The sequence below is a fragment of the Oribacterium sp. KHPX15 genome, assembly GCF_900107835.1.
Taxonomy (GTDB): domain Bacteria; phylum Bacillota; class Clostridia; order Lachnospirales; family Lachnospiraceae; genus Oribacterium.
The window spans coordinates 30928-49010 of the sequence record NZ_FNRG01000024.1; the positions used below are offsets into that span (position 1 = coordinate 30928).

At 43.0% G+C, this 18083-nt stretch carries 16 protein-coding genes; 12 read left to right on the top strand and 4 right to left on the bottom strand.

Annotated features, from left to right (window positions below; genetic code table 11):
- The first annotated feature begins 84 nt into the window (after positions 1 to 84).
- Entirely contained in the window at positions 85 to 621 is a 537-nt protein-coding gene (locus tag BLV86_RS17925) for a hypothetical protein (protein ID WP_175456555.1), read from the top strand.
- A 349-nt stretch (positions 622 to 970) separates the two neighbouring features.
- On the opposite strand, the gene BLV86_RS13110 is transcribed toward BLV86_RS17925, so the two are convergent.
- The 3 genes from BLV86_RS13110 to BLV86_RS13120 form a co-directional block, all read right to left on the bottom strand.
- Complete coding sequence (locus tag BLV86_RS13110) at positions 971 to 2134, bottom strand: GGDEF domain-containing protein (protein ID WP_090818277.1); 1164 nt, start codon at positions 2132 to 2134, stop codon at positions 971 to 973.
- 447 nt (positions 2135 to 2581) lie between these two features.
- Complete coding sequence (locus BLV86_RS13115) at positions 2582 to 2971, bottom strand: PaaI family thioesterase (RefSeq protein ID WP_031554505.1); 390 nt, start codon at positions 2969 to 2971, stop codon at positions 2582 to 2584.
- A 235-nt stretch (positions 2972 to 3206) separates the two neighbouring features.
- On the bottom strand, positions 3207 to 3791 hold the full coding sequence (locus BLV86_RS13120; protein ID WP_031554506.1) for a hypothetical protein: 585 nt from the start codon (positions 3789 to 3791) through the stop codon (positions 3207 to 3209).
- A 486-nt stretch (positions 3792 to 4277) separates the two neighbouring features.
- Here BLV86_RS13120 and BLV86_RS13125 point away from each other — a divergent pair, with 486 nt between their 5' ends.
- Positions 4278 to 6014, top strand: a complete 1737-nt coding sequence (locus tag BLV86_RS13125) for a carbon starvation CstA family protein (RefSeq protein ID WP_090818280.1) — start codon at positions 4278 to 4280, stop codon at positions 6012 to 6014.
- A gap of 16 nt (positions 6015 to 6030) precedes the next feature.
- On the opposite strand, the gene BLV86_RS13130 is transcribed toward BLV86_RS13125, so the two are convergent.
- Positions 6031 to 6888: an AraC family transcriptional regulator gene (locus tag BLV86_RS13130; RefSeq protein WP_090818283.1), complete on the bottom strand. Its 858-nt coding sequence runs from the start codon at positions 6886 to 6888 to the stop codon at positions 6031 to 6033.
- Between the two features lie 134 nt (positions 6889 to 7022).
- On the opposite strand from BLV86_RS13130, the gene BLV86_RS13135 reads away from it, so the two are divergent.
- The 10 genes from BLV86_RS13135 to BLV86_RS13180 all read left to right on the top strand — a co-directional run bounded on the left by BLV86_RS13135 (position 7023) and on the right by BLV86_RS13180 (position 18052).
- Positions 7023 to 9215 carry an alpha-galactosidase gene (locus BLV86_RS13135; RefSeq protein ID WP_090818286.1) on the top strand — a complete coding sequence of 731 codons (2193 nt, stop codon included), beginning with the start codon at positions 7023 to 7025 and terminating at the stop codon, positions 9213 to 9215.
- Between the two features lie 260 nt (positions 9216 to 9475).
- Complete coding sequence (locus BLV86_RS13140) at positions 9476 to 9925, top strand: HIT family protein (RefSeq protein ID WP_242873312.1); 450 nt, start codon at positions 9476 to 9478, stop codon at positions 9923 to 9925.
- Positions 9926 to 10025: 100 nt separating this feature from the next.
- Positions 10026 to 10517, top strand: coding sequence for an NAD(+) diphosphatase (locus tag BLV86_RS13145; RefSeq protein WP_090818290.1), 492 nt, complete (start codon positions 10026 to 10028; stop codon positions 10515 to 10517).
- Positions 10518 to 11109: 592 nt separating this feature from the next.
- A complete protein-coding gene (locus BLV86_RS13150) occupies positions 11110 to 11823 on the top strand; it encodes a GGDEF domain-containing protein (RefSeq protein WP_175456556.1) in 714 nt (237 codons plus the stop codon).
- A 246-nt stretch (positions 11824 to 12069) separates the two neighbouring features.
- Positions 12070 to 13146: a uroporphyrinogen decarboxylase family protein gene (locus BLV86_RS13155; RefSeq protein WP_090818296.1), complete on the top strand. Its 1077-nt coding sequence runs from the start codon at positions 12070 to 12072 to the stop codon at positions 13144 to 13146.
- Positions 13147 to 13255: 109 nt separating this feature from the next.
- Complete coding sequence (locus BLV86_RS13160; protein ID WP_090818301.1) at positions 13256 to 14203, top strand: transporter substrate-binding domain-containing protein; 948 nt, start codon at positions 13256 to 13258, stop codon at positions 14201 to 14203.
- Positions 14200 to 15090, top strand: a complete 891-nt coding sequence (locus BLV86_RS13165) for an amino acid ABC transporter permease (protein ID WP_090818304.1) — start codon at positions 14200 to 14202, stop codon at positions 15088 to 15090. Before BLV86_RS13160 ends, BLV86_RS13165 begins: the two co-directional genes overlap by 4 nt.
- Positions 15091 to 15105: 15 nt before the next feature.
- Positions 15106 to 15834, top strand: a complete 729-nt coding sequence (locus BLV86_RS13170) for an amino acid ABC transporter permease (protein WP_090818306.1) — start codon at positions 15106 to 15108, stop codon at positions 15832 to 15834.
- Positions 15822 to 16667: an amino acid ABC transporter ATP-binding protein gene (locus BLV86_RS13175; protein ID WP_090818309.1), complete on the top strand. Its 846-nt coding sequence runs from the start codon at positions 15822 to 15824 to the stop codon at positions 16665 to 16667. The genes BLV86_RS13170 and BLV86_RS13175 overlap by 13 nt, the downstream gene beginning before the upstream one ends.
- 152 nt (positions 16668 to 16819) lie before the next feature.
- Positions 16820 to 18052, top strand: a complete 1233-nt coding sequence (locus BLV86_RS13180; protein ID WP_090818312.1) for a MalY/PatB family protein — start codon at positions 16820 to 16822, stop codon at positions 18050 to 18052.
- Positions 18053 to 18083: the final 31 nt, after the last annotated feature.

Here is an 18083-nt window from a genome sequence, read left to right on the forward strand (position 1 = left end):
CAGACAGCCGGAGGGACATGGTATAATAAATATAATTATCTTCAGTCGTTTCTAACGTGTAATCTTATGGGAAAGGAGTATGATATGGCAATGAATCCTATCGGTGCGATCGGCACAGGACAGACGAGTAGTAATCCATATGGGAGTTATTACAGTGCGTACTATGGGAATGCCCGGAATTATCTGAACTACAGACAGATGATGCCCGGTAACGATCATAACTCCGTAAACAGTAGTGATGATACGGTAAAAAAGGCCGGAAGGACGAGTGCGCCTTCCGAATGTCAGACCTGTAAAAAACGCAAGTATCAGGACGGCTCAAATGAAATGGACGTTTCCTTCAAGTCGGCTTCACATATTTCTGTTAAAGATGCTCCTGCAATGGTTCGGGCTCATGAACAGGAGCATGTTGCCAATGCTTATCAAAAGGCGGAGGAGTCAGGCGGTAAGGTTTTGCAGGCTTCGGTTTCCATAAAAACCGCCATTTGTCCGGAGTGCGGGACGACTTATGTTGCAGGTGGTGAGACAACCACAAAGATAAAATATCCTGTGGATAAGAAAGCAGCTGAGGCTATGGCTGAAGATACCGGACTGGGAAAGATGTTTGATGCTTCGGCGTGAGAGCGTGTGAAAAAACTGTTTTTTGAATTCCGGTTCAGTGTTAAAGCCGTAAAGCATACCACCTGGGACGGTTCTCGCCGACGAGAACCGTCCCGGGTGGTATTGCGTAGAAATGAAAAGTTCTGAACAAGAAAGGATCCGCAGCATTTTCTCAGTAGGGGAGGGGGAGAAAATGTTTGGCGGATCCTTTTTCACACGGGCACTGCCATTGGATTGGTCACAGTGCATTAATTGGTTTTGGATTACCTTATATTGTGTTTCTGAAATTATAATAACACAATATATGGGTAATTGCATCTATTTTTAAGAGAATTTATAATTATTTCATTGATTTTATTGTTTGGTTACACTAACCTGTATTTTTGCGTCTGCAGTTTTCTTTTTTACTGTAATAACTACGCTTATTTTCGTACATCATCTCGTCAGCTACTGAGATGAGATTATTGATAGAACCGGGATGATCCTTCGCAACAGCATAGCCGGCAGAAACACTTATGCTGTCTATGTGCTCACCCTTCCAGGAAGCAAGAATATCATTAAATCCAATCAATGCTTCATCCAGAGACTCAGGCTCAACCTCTAAAAGAGCCACAAACTCATCTCCGCTTATATGGTAGCATTCGCCGTAGTCGCTGAAGGCTTTTCTGAGACATTCGCCTGCTCCCTGAACCAGTTCATCGCCGGCCTTGTGCCCAAGGCTGTCATTGACACGTTTAAGGCCGTTAACATCAAAAACCATGGCAGTAAAATTATCCGGAAGCTTATCAAGGTTTTCATATTTATCAAGAACATTGCTGTAAGCAAAGCGGCTTTTCAGTCCTGTAATGACATCTGTCTCAAGCAGCTTTTGTTTTTCCGAGAGATCCATCTCTTTTTTGAAAAGACAAAACGCCTGGTAATGGGTAAATAAAAGTATGGTTCCGTTAGTAATAGCGAGACAAATAGTACGCATATCGCCGCCAAAGTACATCTGCAGGCCAATGCCAACAGCAGTTACCAGCATAATATATACAGTAGAAATATCGTAGGAGTTTGATGAATCTCTAAAGGCCTTAAGGTAAGCCCAAAGTACACTGAAAAGGGCGAGTACAAAGGTAAGCATATATATCGGGAATAATGGCCCGTGATGATATATGTTTTGGGCATCTACATAAAATACGCAGCCGTTAAATATCGATAAGATTTCCACAAGGACATTTCCCACCATCAGATATTTAAGATAGTTCTGAAGTCTGCTGTCAGGCATGACGAGACTAACCAGTTCCAGTCCCAAAAGAGGTGTAAAGACATAATCTGCTGCTTTAATTACTGTATGAAGTGGAACTGTCCATGACGGTGCTCCGTTAAGAGCAACTCCGCCCCACTCAGCCAGCATGGCAATTATGATCACTAAAGAAGTCCGGAAAAAATTCGTTTTTGTTTTTCCATCTATTTGTTGGTTGTCATGTACCAATTTTGCAAACATAGATAGTGTTGCACACGACAAAAAAATAACAGCTGTATAGTAACCCATAATATCCTCTTAAAAATATATAAAAAACGAAAAAATTTAACATTTTATTAAAAGCTATTATCCGTTTTTCGATAATCTTGTGTATTTTAACACCCTGAATCAAAAAAGAATAGTAAAAAATAATATTCTTATTTGTTGCGAAAAGGGATATGTGATTTACCTATGGTGTTCTATAGAGAACCGGGCGGTGACAAAGGCACTGTGATAAAACCGGAAAGACAGAAACAGAAGAGAATAAACATGATAAAAGTTGAGTGATTTTACGGAATATTTAAAAAGTAAGTGATTTTACGTTTGCACCGGCTTGTTTTGCTTATTTTGTCTCCTATATAGTGTATAAAGCTGATTAAGACACAATATTTGGATGACGAACCGTAAATTCACTCAACTATTCCTTATAACGTCCTGTGCAACCGTATAATCACTCAACCTTTATGTTCATTTGAATTAAAGTTTATAATAGGTAAAGGTTCCCTCGGCGAAGGTCTCTCCGTTATCATCTTTGATATAAACTTTCATTACGATGACAGCTCTGCCGTTTCTTATAAGCTCTGCAGTTCCATACAGATACCTTGTTGTATTGCTTGTAAGGAAATGGAAATCACTGTCAAGTGTTACGAGGTGATCGGTGTAGCGGCGGGCATTGGCACCGCCTGTGGTATCTGCAATGGTAAACAGCATGCCTCCGTGTACATGGCCGGCACCATTCATGTGCATAGGCATGACTTCTGTGATTGTGGTTATGGAGCCATCCTGTGAGTTTTCTTCAAAATCGATGCCGCAGTGTTCAACAAAACGGCTTTTGATGTAATAATCGATGATATTTTTTCCTGTCATTTCATTCCTCATTCTGTACGTAAATTTACTCAACTTAAAAACACATAAGCATTTTCTGAGTAGTGACACCAAAGTATGGGTTTCTGATGTGCTTCTGACATGATACCACAGGTTGGGAGGAAAATGATCAAAAACTGAGCCGGAGGGCATCCATCTGTAACCGGGTCACACAACGGTTTCAGATGGATGCCCTCCGGCTCTTTAGCTTCTTATATTATATTCCGCGACTGATCTCTTATTCTGCAGAAGTAATCGTATTACCCATATCAGCAGGCATCTGTGCAGCAGCGATAGCTGTGGCTGTTGCACCGTCTTCTGAAGTGATCTCAACCATATCGCCTACTGCGAAGCTGCTTGTAAGTGAGCTGTCGATGGTGAAAGTCATAGTTGTCATTCCACCCATATTACCCATTCCGTTGGCTTCACCCTGGCCGGCATCAGCAGGAGGAGTCTCTGTTTCACCGGCTGCGTTTGTAGGAGCTGCAGGAGGTGTCTCAAGCTCGCCTGAAGCATTGTCAGGAAGTGCAGGAGGAGTCTCGAGCTCGCCTGAGGCATTGGTTGGCATAGTGCCATCTGCCTGCATATTTCCGTCAGGCTTTCCCATGCCTCTTCCGCCATGGCCCATGGTTTCGATAGTAATGGAACCGCTCTCGATGGCAGTGATTTTACCCATGTACATACCGTTGTTCATAGGTGGCTGACTTGCTTCGGTAGTAGTTGTCTCGTCGGCCAATGATGCCACAGCACCTACAGAAGCTACACCAAGAAGTGTGCAAAGACCGATAACTGCGATTTTGTTCTTTAAAATATTCTTTTTCATTTTAATCTCCATTCCGTGAGCATCCGGTTTTTAAACAGTAATCTGGAAACCGGAGCCACAATTTGATTCTTTGTATTCTGTTTTTCTGTTTCCCTCTCGGGATGGCATCACTATAAAAAACGAAACTGTAATGAAACTGAAAAAGAAAAAATATTTTGGAAATATTTGAAACTGTCAGAGCAAAATATTTTTGATTTAAAAGTTGAGCAAATGTTCGTACTAATTGAGCGGAATTACGGTAACTTGAGTAAATGCATGACTTAGGGTTAATTGTTATATAACCTCAGATTATTATGAATAAGCAAAATACCACTAATAACATAACTATATGGCATATTTGAGACTTTTGGGCCCTCAGAAACTCTTAAATTTATGGGTTTTCACGAATTAATTAATAATAATTGAATCCGCCGATTTAAAGTACTAAAGTGAATGGAAAGAGCTTTTATTATTCATTTTATTCATATTTATAAGGGGGCGAAAATAATGAATAGCTTAGTTATTTTACTCGTAGCAGGTATCGCACTTATCGCAGGATATCTGTTGTATGGAAGATACCTGGCAAAGACCTGGGGTATCGATGAAAAGGCAGTCACACCTGCAACAAAGTATGAGGATGGAGAAGACTATGTGCCATCATCAAAGCTTACTGTATTTTCACATCAGTTTTCATCAATCGCGGGAGCAGGCCCGGTGCAGGGACCTATCCTGGCTGCAGCCTTTGGTTGGGTGCCATGTCTTTTGTGGCTTCTGTTCGGTGGAATCTTTTTCGGAGCTGTGCAGGACTTCGGAGCACTTTATGCTTCAGTAAAGAATGACGGAAAGTCCATCGGTATGATCATCGAAAAGTATATCGGAAAAGCCGGAAGACGTTTCTTCTCACTGTTTTGCTGGCTCTTCACTCTGCTCGTTATTGCAGCATTTACATCCATGGTATCAAGCACCTTCAACGGATTCACTAAAGCAGCAGACGGATCCGCAGCACTTAACTTTAACGGCGCTGCAGCAGCAACCATTTCAATGCTGTTTATCTTTGTTGCCATGGCCTTCGGACTTGTTGAAAAGCATCATAAGAATATGAAGGAAAGCACCAGAGTTGTGATCGCCATCGTACTTCTTGTGGCAATGTTTGCATTCGGTATGGCAGCGCCGATCTATCTCACTGCACCTCAGTGGAACTATGTGATTATGATATACCTTTTTGCAGCGTCAGTCACACCTATGTGGCTCCTTATGCAGCCCAGAGATTATCTCACAACTTTTATGCTTCTCGGCATGATAGTCGGTGCGGTATTCGGCCTTGTGGTTGCTCATCCTGATATGAAGCTCAATGCTTTCAACGGCTTTGTTCTCACAGCAGCAAACGGTTCTCACAGCTACATTTTCCCGACACTGTTTGTAACCATCGCCTGCGGTGCGGTTTCCGGCTTCCACAGCCTTGTATCTTCAGGCACATCATCAAAGACTGTAAGAAACGAAAAGGATATGCTTGCAGTCGGTTACGGTGCAATGGCACTTGAAACACTTCTCGGTGTTTGCTCACTCCTTGTCTGCGGCGCAGTTGCGGTTAACGGAGCAGTACCTGCTGACCTGACACCTTTCCAGATTTTTTCACAGGGTGTTGCCGGCTTCCTTGAGACCTTCGGTGTTCCAAACAGCGTGGCCAATGTCTTCATGACCATGTGTGTGTCAGCATTGGCACTTACATCCCTCGACTCTGTAGCAAGAATCGGAAGAATGTCTTTCCAGGAGCTTTTCGCCACAGACGAAACAGACAAGTCAAAGATCCCTGTATGGCAGAAGCTTTGCCTTAACCAGTATTTTGCAACAGCCATAACACTTTTCTTCGGATATCTTCTCTGCCTTGGTGGTTATGCCAATGTCTGGGCCCTGTTCGGTTCCGCAAACCAGATGCTTGCGGCTCTTGTACTCATCGGAATCGCAGTTTTCCTGAGAGCTACCGGCCGTAAGAGTGTAATGCTTTATGTTCCTATGGTTATCATGCTGGTTGTGACATTTTCTGCTATCGTTCTTAACTTCATCGGTAATGTCAATGCTTTTAGAGCCGGCACAGCAACCTTCCTGGTTAACGGCCTCCAGCTTATCGTTGCAGCATTTCTTATGGTACTTGGTGTATTGGTTACGCTTACATGCGTAAATAAACTCCTTGGTACCAAAACTTCGGAAGAAGATGAAATGAAGAAAGAGCCATCATTGGCTTAAGATCTTTGTAAGGGGGTCAGACCCCCTTACGATTTTTTTGTTCTGCACGGTAAATGGACGGAGAATTACCGAATACTTTTTTATATGCTTTCGAAAAAGTGAATATGTCCTTATAGCCAACCAGGTTTGAAATAGTCTGAACGGACTCGTCCGTTTCTTTCAGAAGCCGGTTGGCTTTTTTCATGCGGTAATCCATAAGATATTCCTGGATGCTTGAACCGGTGGCATCTTTAAAGATTCTGGACATATAGCTTCTGTTGAGCCCGCAAAGCTCTGCAATCTGAGTGACTTGCAGAGGTTCTGAATATTTTATCTGGATGATGTGTATGATACGCTGCACAAAATCTAGTTGTGTGTTTGGTCTGGAAAGCTGCCGGTTTACGGAGGTTGAAGTGACATGATCCATGATTTCAAATAGCTTTGAAATGCAATACAGTTCTCTTTCTCGTTTTTCAGAAATATCCCTGTAAAGTTCAGGCATAGGAGAGGAGTCGACGTCTGAGACAAATACAGGATTATCCTCTGACAGACCCGCCTTTGTCCATATTTCAGCCAGTCTTGCACCGCCTATATGCAGCCAGAAATAGGACCAGGGATCATTCCTGTCAGCTGTATATAGAGCCTTGACTTCATGAGGGATGAGAAAGCCCTGACCGGCTTCTACAGTATACTCGCGGTTTTTTATATAAAGCTTACCCTTGCCTGAAAGAACAAAATGGAATATATCTCTGGGACGTGCAACAGGACCATAGGAATATAGCGGAGGGCAGTTGAAGTTACCTATTTCATAAAGTGAAAGATCATCGGACCAGTCATAATCAAGAAAGGCATGATCATCGAATCTTCCGACGGACGCAGTTGTCTGAACTCTCATAAACACTCCTTTGATAAGTCACAAAAAGACAAATTCTAAACGCATTATAACATACTAAAAGATGCAAAAATAGCGTAGTATAGCCATGTCCAAATATTATGAAATATAATTTGCAAGGCAAAAGGAGTGTCATTATGGCAATAGTTTTTGATGAAACAAAAAAGTTTTTCAGACTGCTTACAGAGAATACAGAGTACCAGATGAAGATAGATGACATCGGACTCCTCTTACATACATATTATGGAAGACCGACCTATGGGACTGATATGAGCTATCAGATCATACCTGTTGACAGAGGTTTTTCAGGAAATCTTTATGAGTACCGTCTCGACAGAGGACGTTCCATAGATGTTCTCCCTCAGGAGTTTTCGGGCTGCGGAGTTGGGGATTTCAGAGTCAGCTCTTTAAGTCTCATAGCTGAGAATGGCAGCAGAAGCTGTGATCTGAGATATAAATCATATAAGATACTTGAGAAAAAGCCTGAGATACCGGGGCTTCCCTCGGTGAGACAGTATGATGATGAAGTAAGTACACTTGTAATTACCTTAGAAGACAAGATCATCGGATTGACAGTTGAACTCTACTATTCTGTATTTGCTGAAAAAGATATCATCGTAAGACACACAAGATTTATCAATGCCTCAGACAATCCTATCCGTCTTGAGAAGGCTTCCTCAGCTACCCTTGACATTCTTTACGGAAGCTGGGACGAGATACACTTTGTGGGAAAGCACGCCATGGAACGTGAGATGACCCGTCATGAGCTTGATCAGGACATCAGAGTTATCAGCTCGAAGAGAGGCATGAGCAGTCACCATCAGAATCCCTTCGTGATACTTTGTGATCATGAGGCCACAGAAACAAAAGGCGACTGCATTGGCATGATGCTTATGTATTCGGGCAATCACAAGTTTGAGATCGAGCAGGATCAGGCCGGGGCCGTACGTGTGGTTACGGGTATAAACGATGAAGGTTTTTCATGGCTGCTTGAAAAGGGTGCATCATTTGACACGCCGGAAGCCATAATGACTTTCACGGATCAGGGCCTCGAAAAGCTCAGCCACAACTACCACAACCTTATCCGTGATAATGTCTGCGACCGGAAGTACAGAGACCTTAAGCGACCTGTTCTCATCAATAACTGGGAAGCTACCTACTTTGATTTCAATGCTGAGAAGATCATCGACATTGCAAGATCTGCTTCGGAACTTGGGGTAGAGATGATGGTGCTGGATGACGGCTGGTTCGGAAAGCGCGACGATGACAATTCAGGTCTCGGCGACTGGTTTGTTAATGAAAAGAAGCTTGTTGGCGGACTCAAGAGAATATCAGACGAAACCGATAAGCTTGGCATGAAGTTCGGTCTCTGGTTTGAGCCGGAGATGATCAATGAAGATTCTGAGCTTTTCAGAAAGCATCCGGAGTGGGCTTTGAGGGATCCGGACAGACTGCCGAACATGTCACGAAACCAGATGGTGCTGGATATGAGTAACAAGGAAGTGGAAGACTATCTTTTCGACTGCATCAGCAAAATCCTTGCAAGTGCTCATATTTCCTATATTAAATGGGACTTTAACAGATCTGTATGTAATGTTTACTCCAACAAGCTCCCGGCAGACCGTCAGGGGGAGGCTGCCCACAGATTTATGCTGGGAACCTACTCTCTGTTGGATCGACTCTTAAAGGCTTATCCGGAGCTTATGATAGAGGGCTGTTCAGGCGGCGGCGGACGTTTTGATGCGGGAATGATGTATTACTGTCCTCAGATATGGTGCTCCGATGATACTGATGCTATCGAGCGACTTGAGATTCAGGAAGGAACATCCTTTGGATATCCGATAAGCACTATGGGAAGTCATGTTTCTGCGGTTCCGAATCACCAGACCGGAAGAATCACACCTTTTGAGACCCGCGGCGTCGTTGCCATGTCAGGAACCTTCGGTTATGAGCTTGATATAACGAAGCTTACAGAGGAGGAGCGTGAGAAAGTAAAGTATCAGATAAAGACCTTCAACAGATTCTATTGGCTTATTCAGAAGGGAGACTACTATAGGATCACACCTGAGGATCAGCGTGAGATATATAAGGCATGGGAGTTTGCTGCAGCCGATAAATCTGAGGCTCTTGTTAATGTTGTAGTCAAGAAATCTCAGGCTAATGCAAAGATCAAGAACATAAGGCTCAGAGGCCTTGACGAGGAGGCAGTTTACAGACTTGAAGGAACAGAGCAGAAAATGTCCGGTGCTGCATTGATGTACGGAGGTTATGCCATGAACCTTTCCGTGGGAGATTATCCGGCGGTTCAGCTGCACTTCGTAAGGGTATAATGCAGCGCAGCAGTTGATTAAAAGCCTTCCAAAGATGAATGTAAAGTCATTTATCTTTGGAAGGCTTTTATTATTTGTGTCTGTTACGTGTCTGTTGTAAGGAGCCTATTAGATTTGCATCTGTATGTCAGAGATATACGGATGCGGATTTTTCGGTTTCTTTAAATTATCCTTTTATAAGGGGATTTGAAGTGTTATACTAAGCAAAAATGTAAGCGATTACACAATTATTTTTTATGACAATTTTGGAGGTATTTTTTATGGCACATGATATGGCGAAAGAGCATCCGGACTGCGCATATTGCGCAAAGGGCGAGCTGGTGGCAAAGTTCGGTTATGAAATCTGCGAGCTCCCTGCTTCAACAGTTTATCTTTTTAAGGAACAGAGCCATCCCGGAAGATGTATAGTTGCATCAAAGCATCATGTATCTGAGATGACGGACATTTCTCTCGAGGAGCGTAACGCATTTATCGCAGATGTGGTAGCCGTTGCCGATGCTATCCACAAGGTTTTCAATCCGGATAAGGTCAACTACGGAATGTACGGTGATACAGGCTGTCACCTTCACATGCATCTGGTTCCAAAGTACAAGGATCAGTTTGAGTGGGGCGGAACCTTCGCCATGGATCCAAACCTGAAAAAGATACAGGATCAGGCTGAGCTTGAGAAAATCGCAGCACCTCTTCGTGATGCAATACTTGGTAAGTGACGACTCTGAACAGACGATTGCCCGATATAATCAGTTCTATGTTATGATTAAGTAAATAATCACAAAACGGTGAATAAAGTAATATCGATAGGAGTCAGATATGAGCGAAAAATATTGTCAGGTCTGTGGATCTAAATTAATTGATAAGGAATTGGAAGGAGAAGGCATGGTGCCTTTTTGCCCTGCCTGCAATGAGTTCAGGTTCCCCATGTACAATGTGGCTGTAAGCATGATCGTTATCAATAAAAAGACTGATAAGATACTCCTGATCAAGCAATATGGCAGAGATGTCTATATCCTTGTTGCCGGATATGTCAACAGAGGTGAACAGTTAGAGCATGCTGTAGTAAGGGAACTTAAAGAGGAAACCGGTATGACTGCATCACATATCCGATTCAACAGAACTAAATTCTTCGAGCCATCAAACACCTTGATGTGCAATTTCACAGTATATGTTGATTCGGACAGCGAACTTTCCACCAATAAAGAAATCGATTCTTTTAATTGGTTCGCCTTTGATGATGCAAGAAAAAATATTAAACCGGGAAGTCTTGCCGCTGAGTTCCTTAATGCATATCTGGACGAGCTATAAAAATATCACATTTGGTTTGGCGCGGAGCAGCCTCTGTTAATGAACCGAAAGACCCTGTCGGAATTGATCCGGCAGGGTCTTTTAATATCGGTCAGTTTATGGAATTTTAAATTGAAAACGTTTATATTATATGTAAAATTGATTTTATAATATCTGGATAGGTAATAGCAAGAAGAAATTACATAAATTACAGTAATACCTGGTTTTGAGATAAGGAAAACAGTTTAGAATGAGAAGCAGAGATATATTAGGCAAATTCTTACATTTTATTGTGGACAACACTTTAATGTTTACTGTTGCCATAATGTGTATGGTACATGTGGTACTGCTGATGATAGTGTGGTATGCAGGTGTGATGCCGTTAACATTGTTTAATAGCATGAGTGTGATCATATACCTGGTTTGTATATTTCTTTGTAAGCATGATCACATAATGCCGGTTTATATGAGCATTATCTTAGAGGTTAGCATTTATTCGACCGTGGCGGTTTATTATATCGGATGGAAAAGTGGTTCTTACAATTTCCTGTTTTCCATCGTGCCCATAATCATATATTTTGGCAGCTATCTGTTTAAGGGGATAAGGAGATGGATGATAGTCCTGGTTCTGGCGCTGATATTTGCACTGTATGCATTATTGTATACCGCTTACTCGAATATAAATCCTGTTTATGAGATGGCAGGTACAGTAAGAACCATTATGATGCTTTTTTCATCATTTGTAATGTATTTCAGTGTCGTTTTTTACAGCTCCATATATATTATTTCAAGCGAGATCGAAAAGATGGGTCTCGAACTTACCAATGAACAACTGTCGGCTGATGCTTCGGAGGATGCTCTTACAGGTCTCTTGAACAGACGTGGTTTTATCCCGCGGATTGAATCACTTATGAAGAGTGACCAGCCAAAGCAATTTTGTGTAGCTTTCTGTGATATCGATAATTTCAAAGGAATTAACGATACCTATGGACATGACTGCGGTGATGAGGTATTGAGGCACACCACCGCATTGATAAAAAATGAAATGAGCGACTGCGATATATGCAGATGGGGTGGAGAAGAGATCGTCATCCTGATGAAGGATTATGATTTTGTTTCGGCAAGGCAGAAAATAGAAGACTTAAGAAAGCTCGTAGAAAAAACACCGACGGTGTTCTTTAATAAACGAATTAAAGTAACCATAACTATTGGACTTACCAAATATATGGAAAATTTCAGTAAAGCTGAGGATTTGATCAAAATTGCTGACGAACGTATGTATTACGGCAAGCAGCACGGTAAGAATGTATTGGTATCTGAGGATTGATAAAACCGCTCAAACTCACTCAGAGTCTGAGCGGCTTTTTTGTTTTGCCGTAAGACCACTGGGGAAGGTTCTCGCCGGCGAGAACCTTCCCCGGTGTTTTTTTGCTGTTATAAACCGTGACTATAACAAGAGATAAGAAATACCTAGTTTACAGATAGGTAATTGGCCAGTATAGTTCTACACAAGAAGTTCAAGAACAAATCCAAACCGAAGACAAAAGTAAAATTAATAAAGGGGGAGATAATTATGAGTACAAAGAGAGAACTGGTATTAAAGACATTTCACAATGAAGAAGTTGAGAGAATTCCTGTAGGCTTCTGGCACCACTATCTTGATGAAAGTGAGTTCGTAAGCGGTGTTGAGCATCCTGAGAATTTCAAAAGAATACTTGAGGGAGCCAGAAAGTTCAAAGAAGAATTCGATCCGGATTTCGTAAAGATCATGACAGACGGATACTTCTATCTTCCGTTGAAGCTTGATGCAAAGACCCCTGAAACACTTCCGGATTTCACACCGGTTTCCGAGGCTCATCCATGGTTCACAGATCAGGAAAAGCTTGCTAAAGGGTACAGAGAGATCTACGGTCAGGATATCCTGCTTTTCTACAATATCTTCGCACCGCTTTCTCATCTCCGTTTCGCACTTGCCAACGGACATGATCTCAGTGAGCAGGAAGCAAATGACCTGATCCTTCACTTTCTTAAAACAGATCCCGAGGCAGTGGAAGAGGCGTTGGATAAGATAGCTGACAATATCATCGACCTTCTCCCATACATAATTAATTCAGAAGGAGCCGACGGAATCTATCTTTCGGTAACAGACACACATCGTTTCATTCCGGATGCGCTTTATCGTCTGTATGTAACACCATCAGAAAAGAAAATCCTTGAAGCAGCCAACAGACTTACCGAGACAAATATCCTTCACATCTGCGGCTGGAGAGGAAATACAAATTACATAACTCTCTATCAGGATTACCCCGCACTTGTATTTAACTGGGCAGTTCATACCGAGAGCCTGAGCTTAAGAGAGGGTAGAAGGTTCTTTGGAGGCAAGGCAGTTATCGGCGGTTTCCTTAACACAGAAGAAAGCATTCTTTACAGAGGAAATAAGGCTGAGATCCAGAACGAGACCAGAAGCATCATCGAAGAGACAGGAAGAACCGGTCTTATCATCGGCGCAGACTGCACAGTTCCGAATGATACCCCTGTGGAGCATCTCAACTGGGTAAGAGAGGCAGCTGCTGAGAAAACAGCTAAGGTACATACCGTAAACACTTTAAGAGATGCACGTAGTTTCACGAATCTGAAAGCATCAGTCTGAGAAAAATTCCATTGAAATAATGTTGTCAAAATAGTGTTCAATCAAAAACCGTCAGCCCCGGAGGTAAGGAAGTCCGGAGGCTGACCATCGAAAAGAAGGGGAGATAATTATGAGAAAGAATATTATCAATATCATCGCAGCAGTTTCACTTGTATCACTTTCAGCTACGGCACTTTCAGCCTGCGGCTCAAATTCCGCACCTGAGGCTACAACCGCAGGGACAACAGCCGCGGCAGCAGAAGCAGCACACGCAGCATCATCAGAAAGTGCAGCATCGGCAGAAGGCGTGACAAAGAAGGTTATCGCTCATACCCAGTCCTACGTACCATACGATTTCATTGACAAGGACGGAAATCATGACGGATACGAGGTTGCGGTATGGAAGGCCATAGACGAGAAGCTTGATAATTACGAGTTTGAATATGTTGGAACCACCGACGACGATCTTCTGGTTGGCGTTGAGTCAGGCAAGTACAATGCCGGCAGCAAGGGTGTATGGTGGACCGAGGAGCGTTCCAAGAAGTACGTTTTCCCTAAGAATTACACCGGAGCTTCCATCATAGGCATTGCCATCCGTAAGGAGAATGCAGCTGAGATCACAGATCTTGAGTCCTTCGCAAAGTATTCAGGAAAGCTTGTTCCCATCGGACCTGCAAACGCACAGTATAACATCGTCGAGAACTACAACACAAAGCACCCGGACGCAAGGATCGACCTTGTGGCAGGCGATTCCTTCGAAGCAGCCGACGCTTACCAGTGGGTACTGGAAGGCCGCTATGATGCTTACTTCAACATCAAGACTTCCTTTGAGGCCAATGTTGAAAAGGAGGATGGTGAGTACCATGATTTTTCAGACAAGCTTGCCTTCGTTCCTTATGAGGGCATCCCAATCTGGTCACTCTTCAACAAGGATGAGCAGCAGTTTGCGGATGATTTTGATAAGGCTTTTGAAGAATTGAAAGCCGACGGAACCATCGAAGATTTACAGAAGCAGTATTTCGGTTACAGCTTATTTGATTATGTACCTGAAGGATATCAGAAAGGTGATACACTGTGAGACCATTTAAACCAAGCTTCATTTTTGAAGTCTTGCCCCAGATCATCCCATATACACTTGTTACCCTCGGTATCATGCTGGGAACAGTATTATTCGGAAGCCTCCTGGGGCTCCTCCTTGCAGCAGGAAAGCTTAAGGGCGGAAAAGTTCTTTGCGGCCTGGCCAATGGCTACACCTATTTCATCCGCTGCGTTCCTTCCATCGTTATGCTTTTCATCATATATTACGGCCTTCCGGAGCTGTTGCTTAGTTTCGGAATCAACATAAATAATGCAGGCAAGGCGGTATTTGTCATCACTACATTCACGTTAATGTTCAGCGCCTCCATGTCGGAGGTATTCAGAAGCTCGTATCTTGCGATAGATCCCGGACAAAGTGAGGCAGGTCTCAGCATTGGCTTAAGCCGCTGGCAGACCTTCAGAAGAATCATTTTCCCGCAGGCTTCGGCGGTGGCACTTCCGAACTTTACCAATGCACTCGTGAATCTCATGAAGGAAGGAACCCTTGCTTATACCATAGGACTCATCGACATCATGGGAAAGGGACAGCTCATCATCGGTCTTAACCACGGGTCCTATGCATTGGAAACCTACATAGCGATGTTCATCATCTACTGGGTGCTGACGCTGGTGATAGAGGCTCTTTCAAAGAGACTGGAGAAGCATCTTTTGAGAGGATTAAAGCCACATGCGGAGGCAGTAAAGGCATCAAAAGTATCAAAAGAGGGAATCAGATTCAGAGAACCGGTATTAAGGAATCCTTTAATATCCGGTGAATCAGAGGAATCTGTAGTGCTTCGAAAAGTAAAGCAGACCTCAGGATTTTTACGGATATCTGTAAGGGACCAAAGGTCAGCGAAAATGGAAAGCTTTTTTTCAAAAGATTAGTGAGGAGGTTCACTCATGGAAATTGAATTAGGATTTATGTGGGAGACCTTCCTGGTGGCTCTTTCCGGAATACCTGTCACATTGAAGCTTACTTTTGTGACATTGCTCATTTCCACGCCGCTGGCATTTTTTATGGCACTGGGAAAGCTTATGGATCATAAGATTTCTTCAAAGGTGATCGGCTTTTATGTATCTTTTGTCCGTGGAACCCCCATCGTGCTCCAGATACTGTTTTTCTACAGTCTTTTGCCCACAGCCCTTAACTACTTTTTTAAAAACGTACTTCATTCCGGGTACAATGTTTTCGCCTGGAACCCAATCATTTACGCCTATACGGTATTTTCCCTGAACACCATCGCTGTTCTTTCTGAGGTATTCAGATCGGCACTTCTTACAGTAAACGCCGGTCAGCTTGAGGCGGCAATGTCTATAGGAGAAACCAAATTTCAGGCCTATACGAGGATCATCATTCCCCAGGCTCTGGTGGCAGCACTTCCGAATATCGGAAACACAACTGTGAGCCTTTTAAAGAATACATCTCTTGCATATATGATGACGGTCAAAGACATTACCGCACTTGCAAAGATAGAGGCAGCCATCGGATATAACTACATCGAAGCGTATCTGGTGATACTAATGATTTATGTACTGCTATGCACGGTGGTGCAGCTTATCTTCAGATTTGCGGAGAATGTGCTGTCAGTTTACAAGAAACGTATAGAGGTAATACCATGCTTAAAATAACCAATATTCATAAATCCTTCGGAAACAATCAGATATTGAAGGGAGTGGACCTGGAAGTAAACAAGGGTGAAGTGATAGTAGTCCTTGGGCCTTCGGGATCCGGAAAGACCACCATGCTCCGCTGCATTAATTTTCTTGAGCGTGCGGATCAGGGTTCCATCGAGTTTGATGATATAAAGACAGATTTTCGTGTGGCAAGTCAGAAGACCATACGTGACATAAGAAAGAAATCAGGTTTTGTTTTCCAGAACTACAATCTTTTCGCTAACAAAACAGCGCTTGAAAATGTAATGGAGGGACTTACCGTGGCCCGGGGTGTTCCGAGGAAGGAAGCTGAGGAACGCGCGAAGAATGCATTGGACAGAGTGGGACTTAAGAACCGCTATGATTACTATCCTTCACAGCTTTCAGGCGGACAGCAGCAGAGAGTGGGAATCGCGAGAGCGGTGGCTCTGAATCCCGAAGTTATTCTTTTTGATGAACCGACTTCAGCCCTTGATCCTGAACTTGTGGGAGAGGTTCTCAATGTCATGAAGGATCTGGCAGAATCCGGGGCAACCATGGTGGTGGTAACCCACGAGATGGATTTTGCAAGAGATGTTGCCAGCAAGGTCATCTTCATGGATAAAGGCGTCATCGTGGAAGAGGGGGCACCGGAGGAGATATTTACACATCCTAAGGAAGAAAGGACCGCACAGTTTCTGAAGAGAATTCTCAAGGAGGACTATAGAGCTGATCAGGATTCGGATTTTCCTGAAAGGGATGAGTCTTTGCTGGCGAAAGTATTCGGCGGTGGTTCGGGGAAGAAGACCTATAATTGGGGAGTTTGCTAAAGATTATTATAAACAAGTCTTATAGCTGATTATGGATTTTTTGTTATTCCCCGGGGGCTGATGGTCTGATAGTATTCGAATCATAAATAACATTGAAGCAAGATGTAAAGTTAAAGATAACCATTTTAGTGTTTCTGGACGGGGGGATAGATATGGCCGAGAACAGTAATGGAAAAGTATATGATTTTGATAAAGCTATAGATCGACACAATACAAACTGTCTAAAGTACGACTTTGGAAGGGAGAGGAAAGGCCGTGAAGATCTGCTCCCCCTCTGGGTGGCCGATATGGACTTCCGTCTTCCGGAGGAAATCCTGGGGGATTTAAAAGCACGAATCGATCATGGGATATTTGGATACACCGATCCGAAGGACAGCTATTTTGATTCCTTAAATAATTGGACAGAGAAACATTATGGATACTCTGTTGACAGAAAATGGGTAACGGTGGCGCCTACTGTGATTTTTGCGCTTGCGAACTGTGTAAATGCTTATACAGAAGCCGGAGACAAGATTCTTATTCAACAGCCGGTATACTATCCTTTCGGAGAAGTGATTACTGATAATGGAAGAGTTCTGGTGGATTCACCTTTGAAGATAGTTAATGGACATTATGAAATCGACTTTTCTGATCTTGAACGGAAAATTTCTGATACTGAGCTTAAGCTGTTTATTCTCTGCAACCCCCACAATCCGGTTGGTCGTGTATGGACAAGAGAAGAGCTTCTTCAAATAGCGATTCTATGCGTGAAGCATGATGTTATTCTCGTCAGTGATGAAATTCACTGTGATTTCATATATCCGGGATATGAGTTCACATCAGCCCTTTCTCTGGGGGCAGCGTATCGGGATCATCTCTTGGTTCTCCACTCTCCAACCAAAACTTTTAATATAGCGGGTCTTCAGATAGCCAATGCCATAATTCCGGATAAAAAACTCAGGCTGAAATATCAGAAAGCCAATGCCGCAAATGGTTACAGTCAGGCAAATATCGTAGGGCTTAAAGCATTGGAATCAGTTTACACAAAAGGTGAAAGATGGCATCAGGAGATGCTTCATTATCTGAAGGGAAATGTTGATTTCGTTAGAGATTATATACAGAAACATTTGCCTAAAATCAGACTTATAGAGCCGGAAGGTACGTATCTTTTATGGATAGACTTTTCGGGGCTCGAATTAACTGATGATGAACTTGAAGACCTGATAGTGGACAGAGCGCATCTGTGGCTGGATCCGGGCGCCATCTTCGGTCCTGAGACAGCGCAGTTCGAAAGGTTTAATATAGCGTGTCCGAGAAAGACATTGGAAAAGGCATTTGAGCAGTTGAAAGAAGCGATAGATGAATTAGAACAGGAAAATCAAGAGGTAGTTGCTCAAGCTATTTGATACCCCGGTTTTAATCCACCGGTAGGATTAC

Bases quoted from the DNA above. Each gene is read 5' to 3' on its own strand.
- BLV86_RS17925 (WP_175456555.1), top strand. From the start codon at position 85: ATGGCAATGAATCCTATCGGTGCGATCGGCACAGGACAGACGAGTAGT.
- BLV86_RS13110 (WP_090818277.1), bottom strand. From the start codon at position 2,134: ATGGGTTACTATACAGCTGTTATTTTTTTGTCGTGTGCAACACTATCT.
- BLV86_RS13115 (WP_031554505.1), bottom strand. From the start codon at position 2,971: ATGACAGGAAAAAATATCATCGATTATTACATCAAAAGCCGTTTTGTT.
- BLV86_RS13120 (WP_031554506.1), bottom strand. From the start codon at position 3,791: ATGAAAAAGAATATTTTAAAGAACAAAATCGCAGTTATCGGTCTTTGC.
- BLV86_RS13125 (WP_090818280.1), top strand. From the start codon at position 4,278: ATGAATAGCTTAGTTATTTTACTCGTAGCAGGTATCGCACTTATCGCA.
- BLV86_RS13130 (WP_090818283.1), bottom strand. From the start codon at position 6,888: ATGAGAGTTCAGACAACTGCGTCCGTCGGAAGATTCGATGATCATGCC.
- BLV86_RS13135 (WP_090818286.1), top strand. From the start codon at position 7,023: ATGGCAATAGTTTTTGATGAAACAAAAAAGTTTTTCAGACTGCTTACA.
- BLV86_RS13140 (WP_242873312.1), top strand. From the start codon at position 9,476: ATGGCACATGATATGGCGAAAGAGCATCCGGACTGCGCATATTGCGCA.
- BLV86_RS13145 (WP_090818290.1), top strand. From the start codon at position 10,026: ATGAGCGAAAAATATTGTCAGGTCTGTGGATCTAAATTAATTGATAAG.
- BLV86_RS13150 (WP_175456556.1), top strand. From the start codon at position 11,110: ATGATAGTCCTGGTTCTGGCGCTGATATTTGCACTGTATGCATTATTG.
- BLV86_RS13155 (WP_090818296.1), top strand. From the start codon at position 12,070: ATGAGTACAAAGAGAGAACTGGTATTAAAGACATTTCACAATGAAGAA.
- BLV86_RS13160 (WP_090818301.1), top strand. From the start codon at position 13,256: ATGAGAAAGAATATTATCAATATCATCGCAGCAGTTTCACTTGTATCA.
- BLV86_RS13170 (WP_090818306.1), top strand. From the start codon at position 15,106: ATGGAAATTGAATTAGGATTTATGTGGGAGACCTTCCTGGTGGCTCTT.
- BLV86_RS13175 (WP_090818309.1), top strand. From the start codon at position 15,822: ATGCTTAAAATAACCAATATTCATAAATCCTTCGGAAACAATCAGATA.
- BLV86_RS13180 (WP_090818312.1), top strand. From the start codon at position 16,820: ATGGCCGAGAACAGTAATGGAAAAGTATATGATTTTGATAAAGCTATA.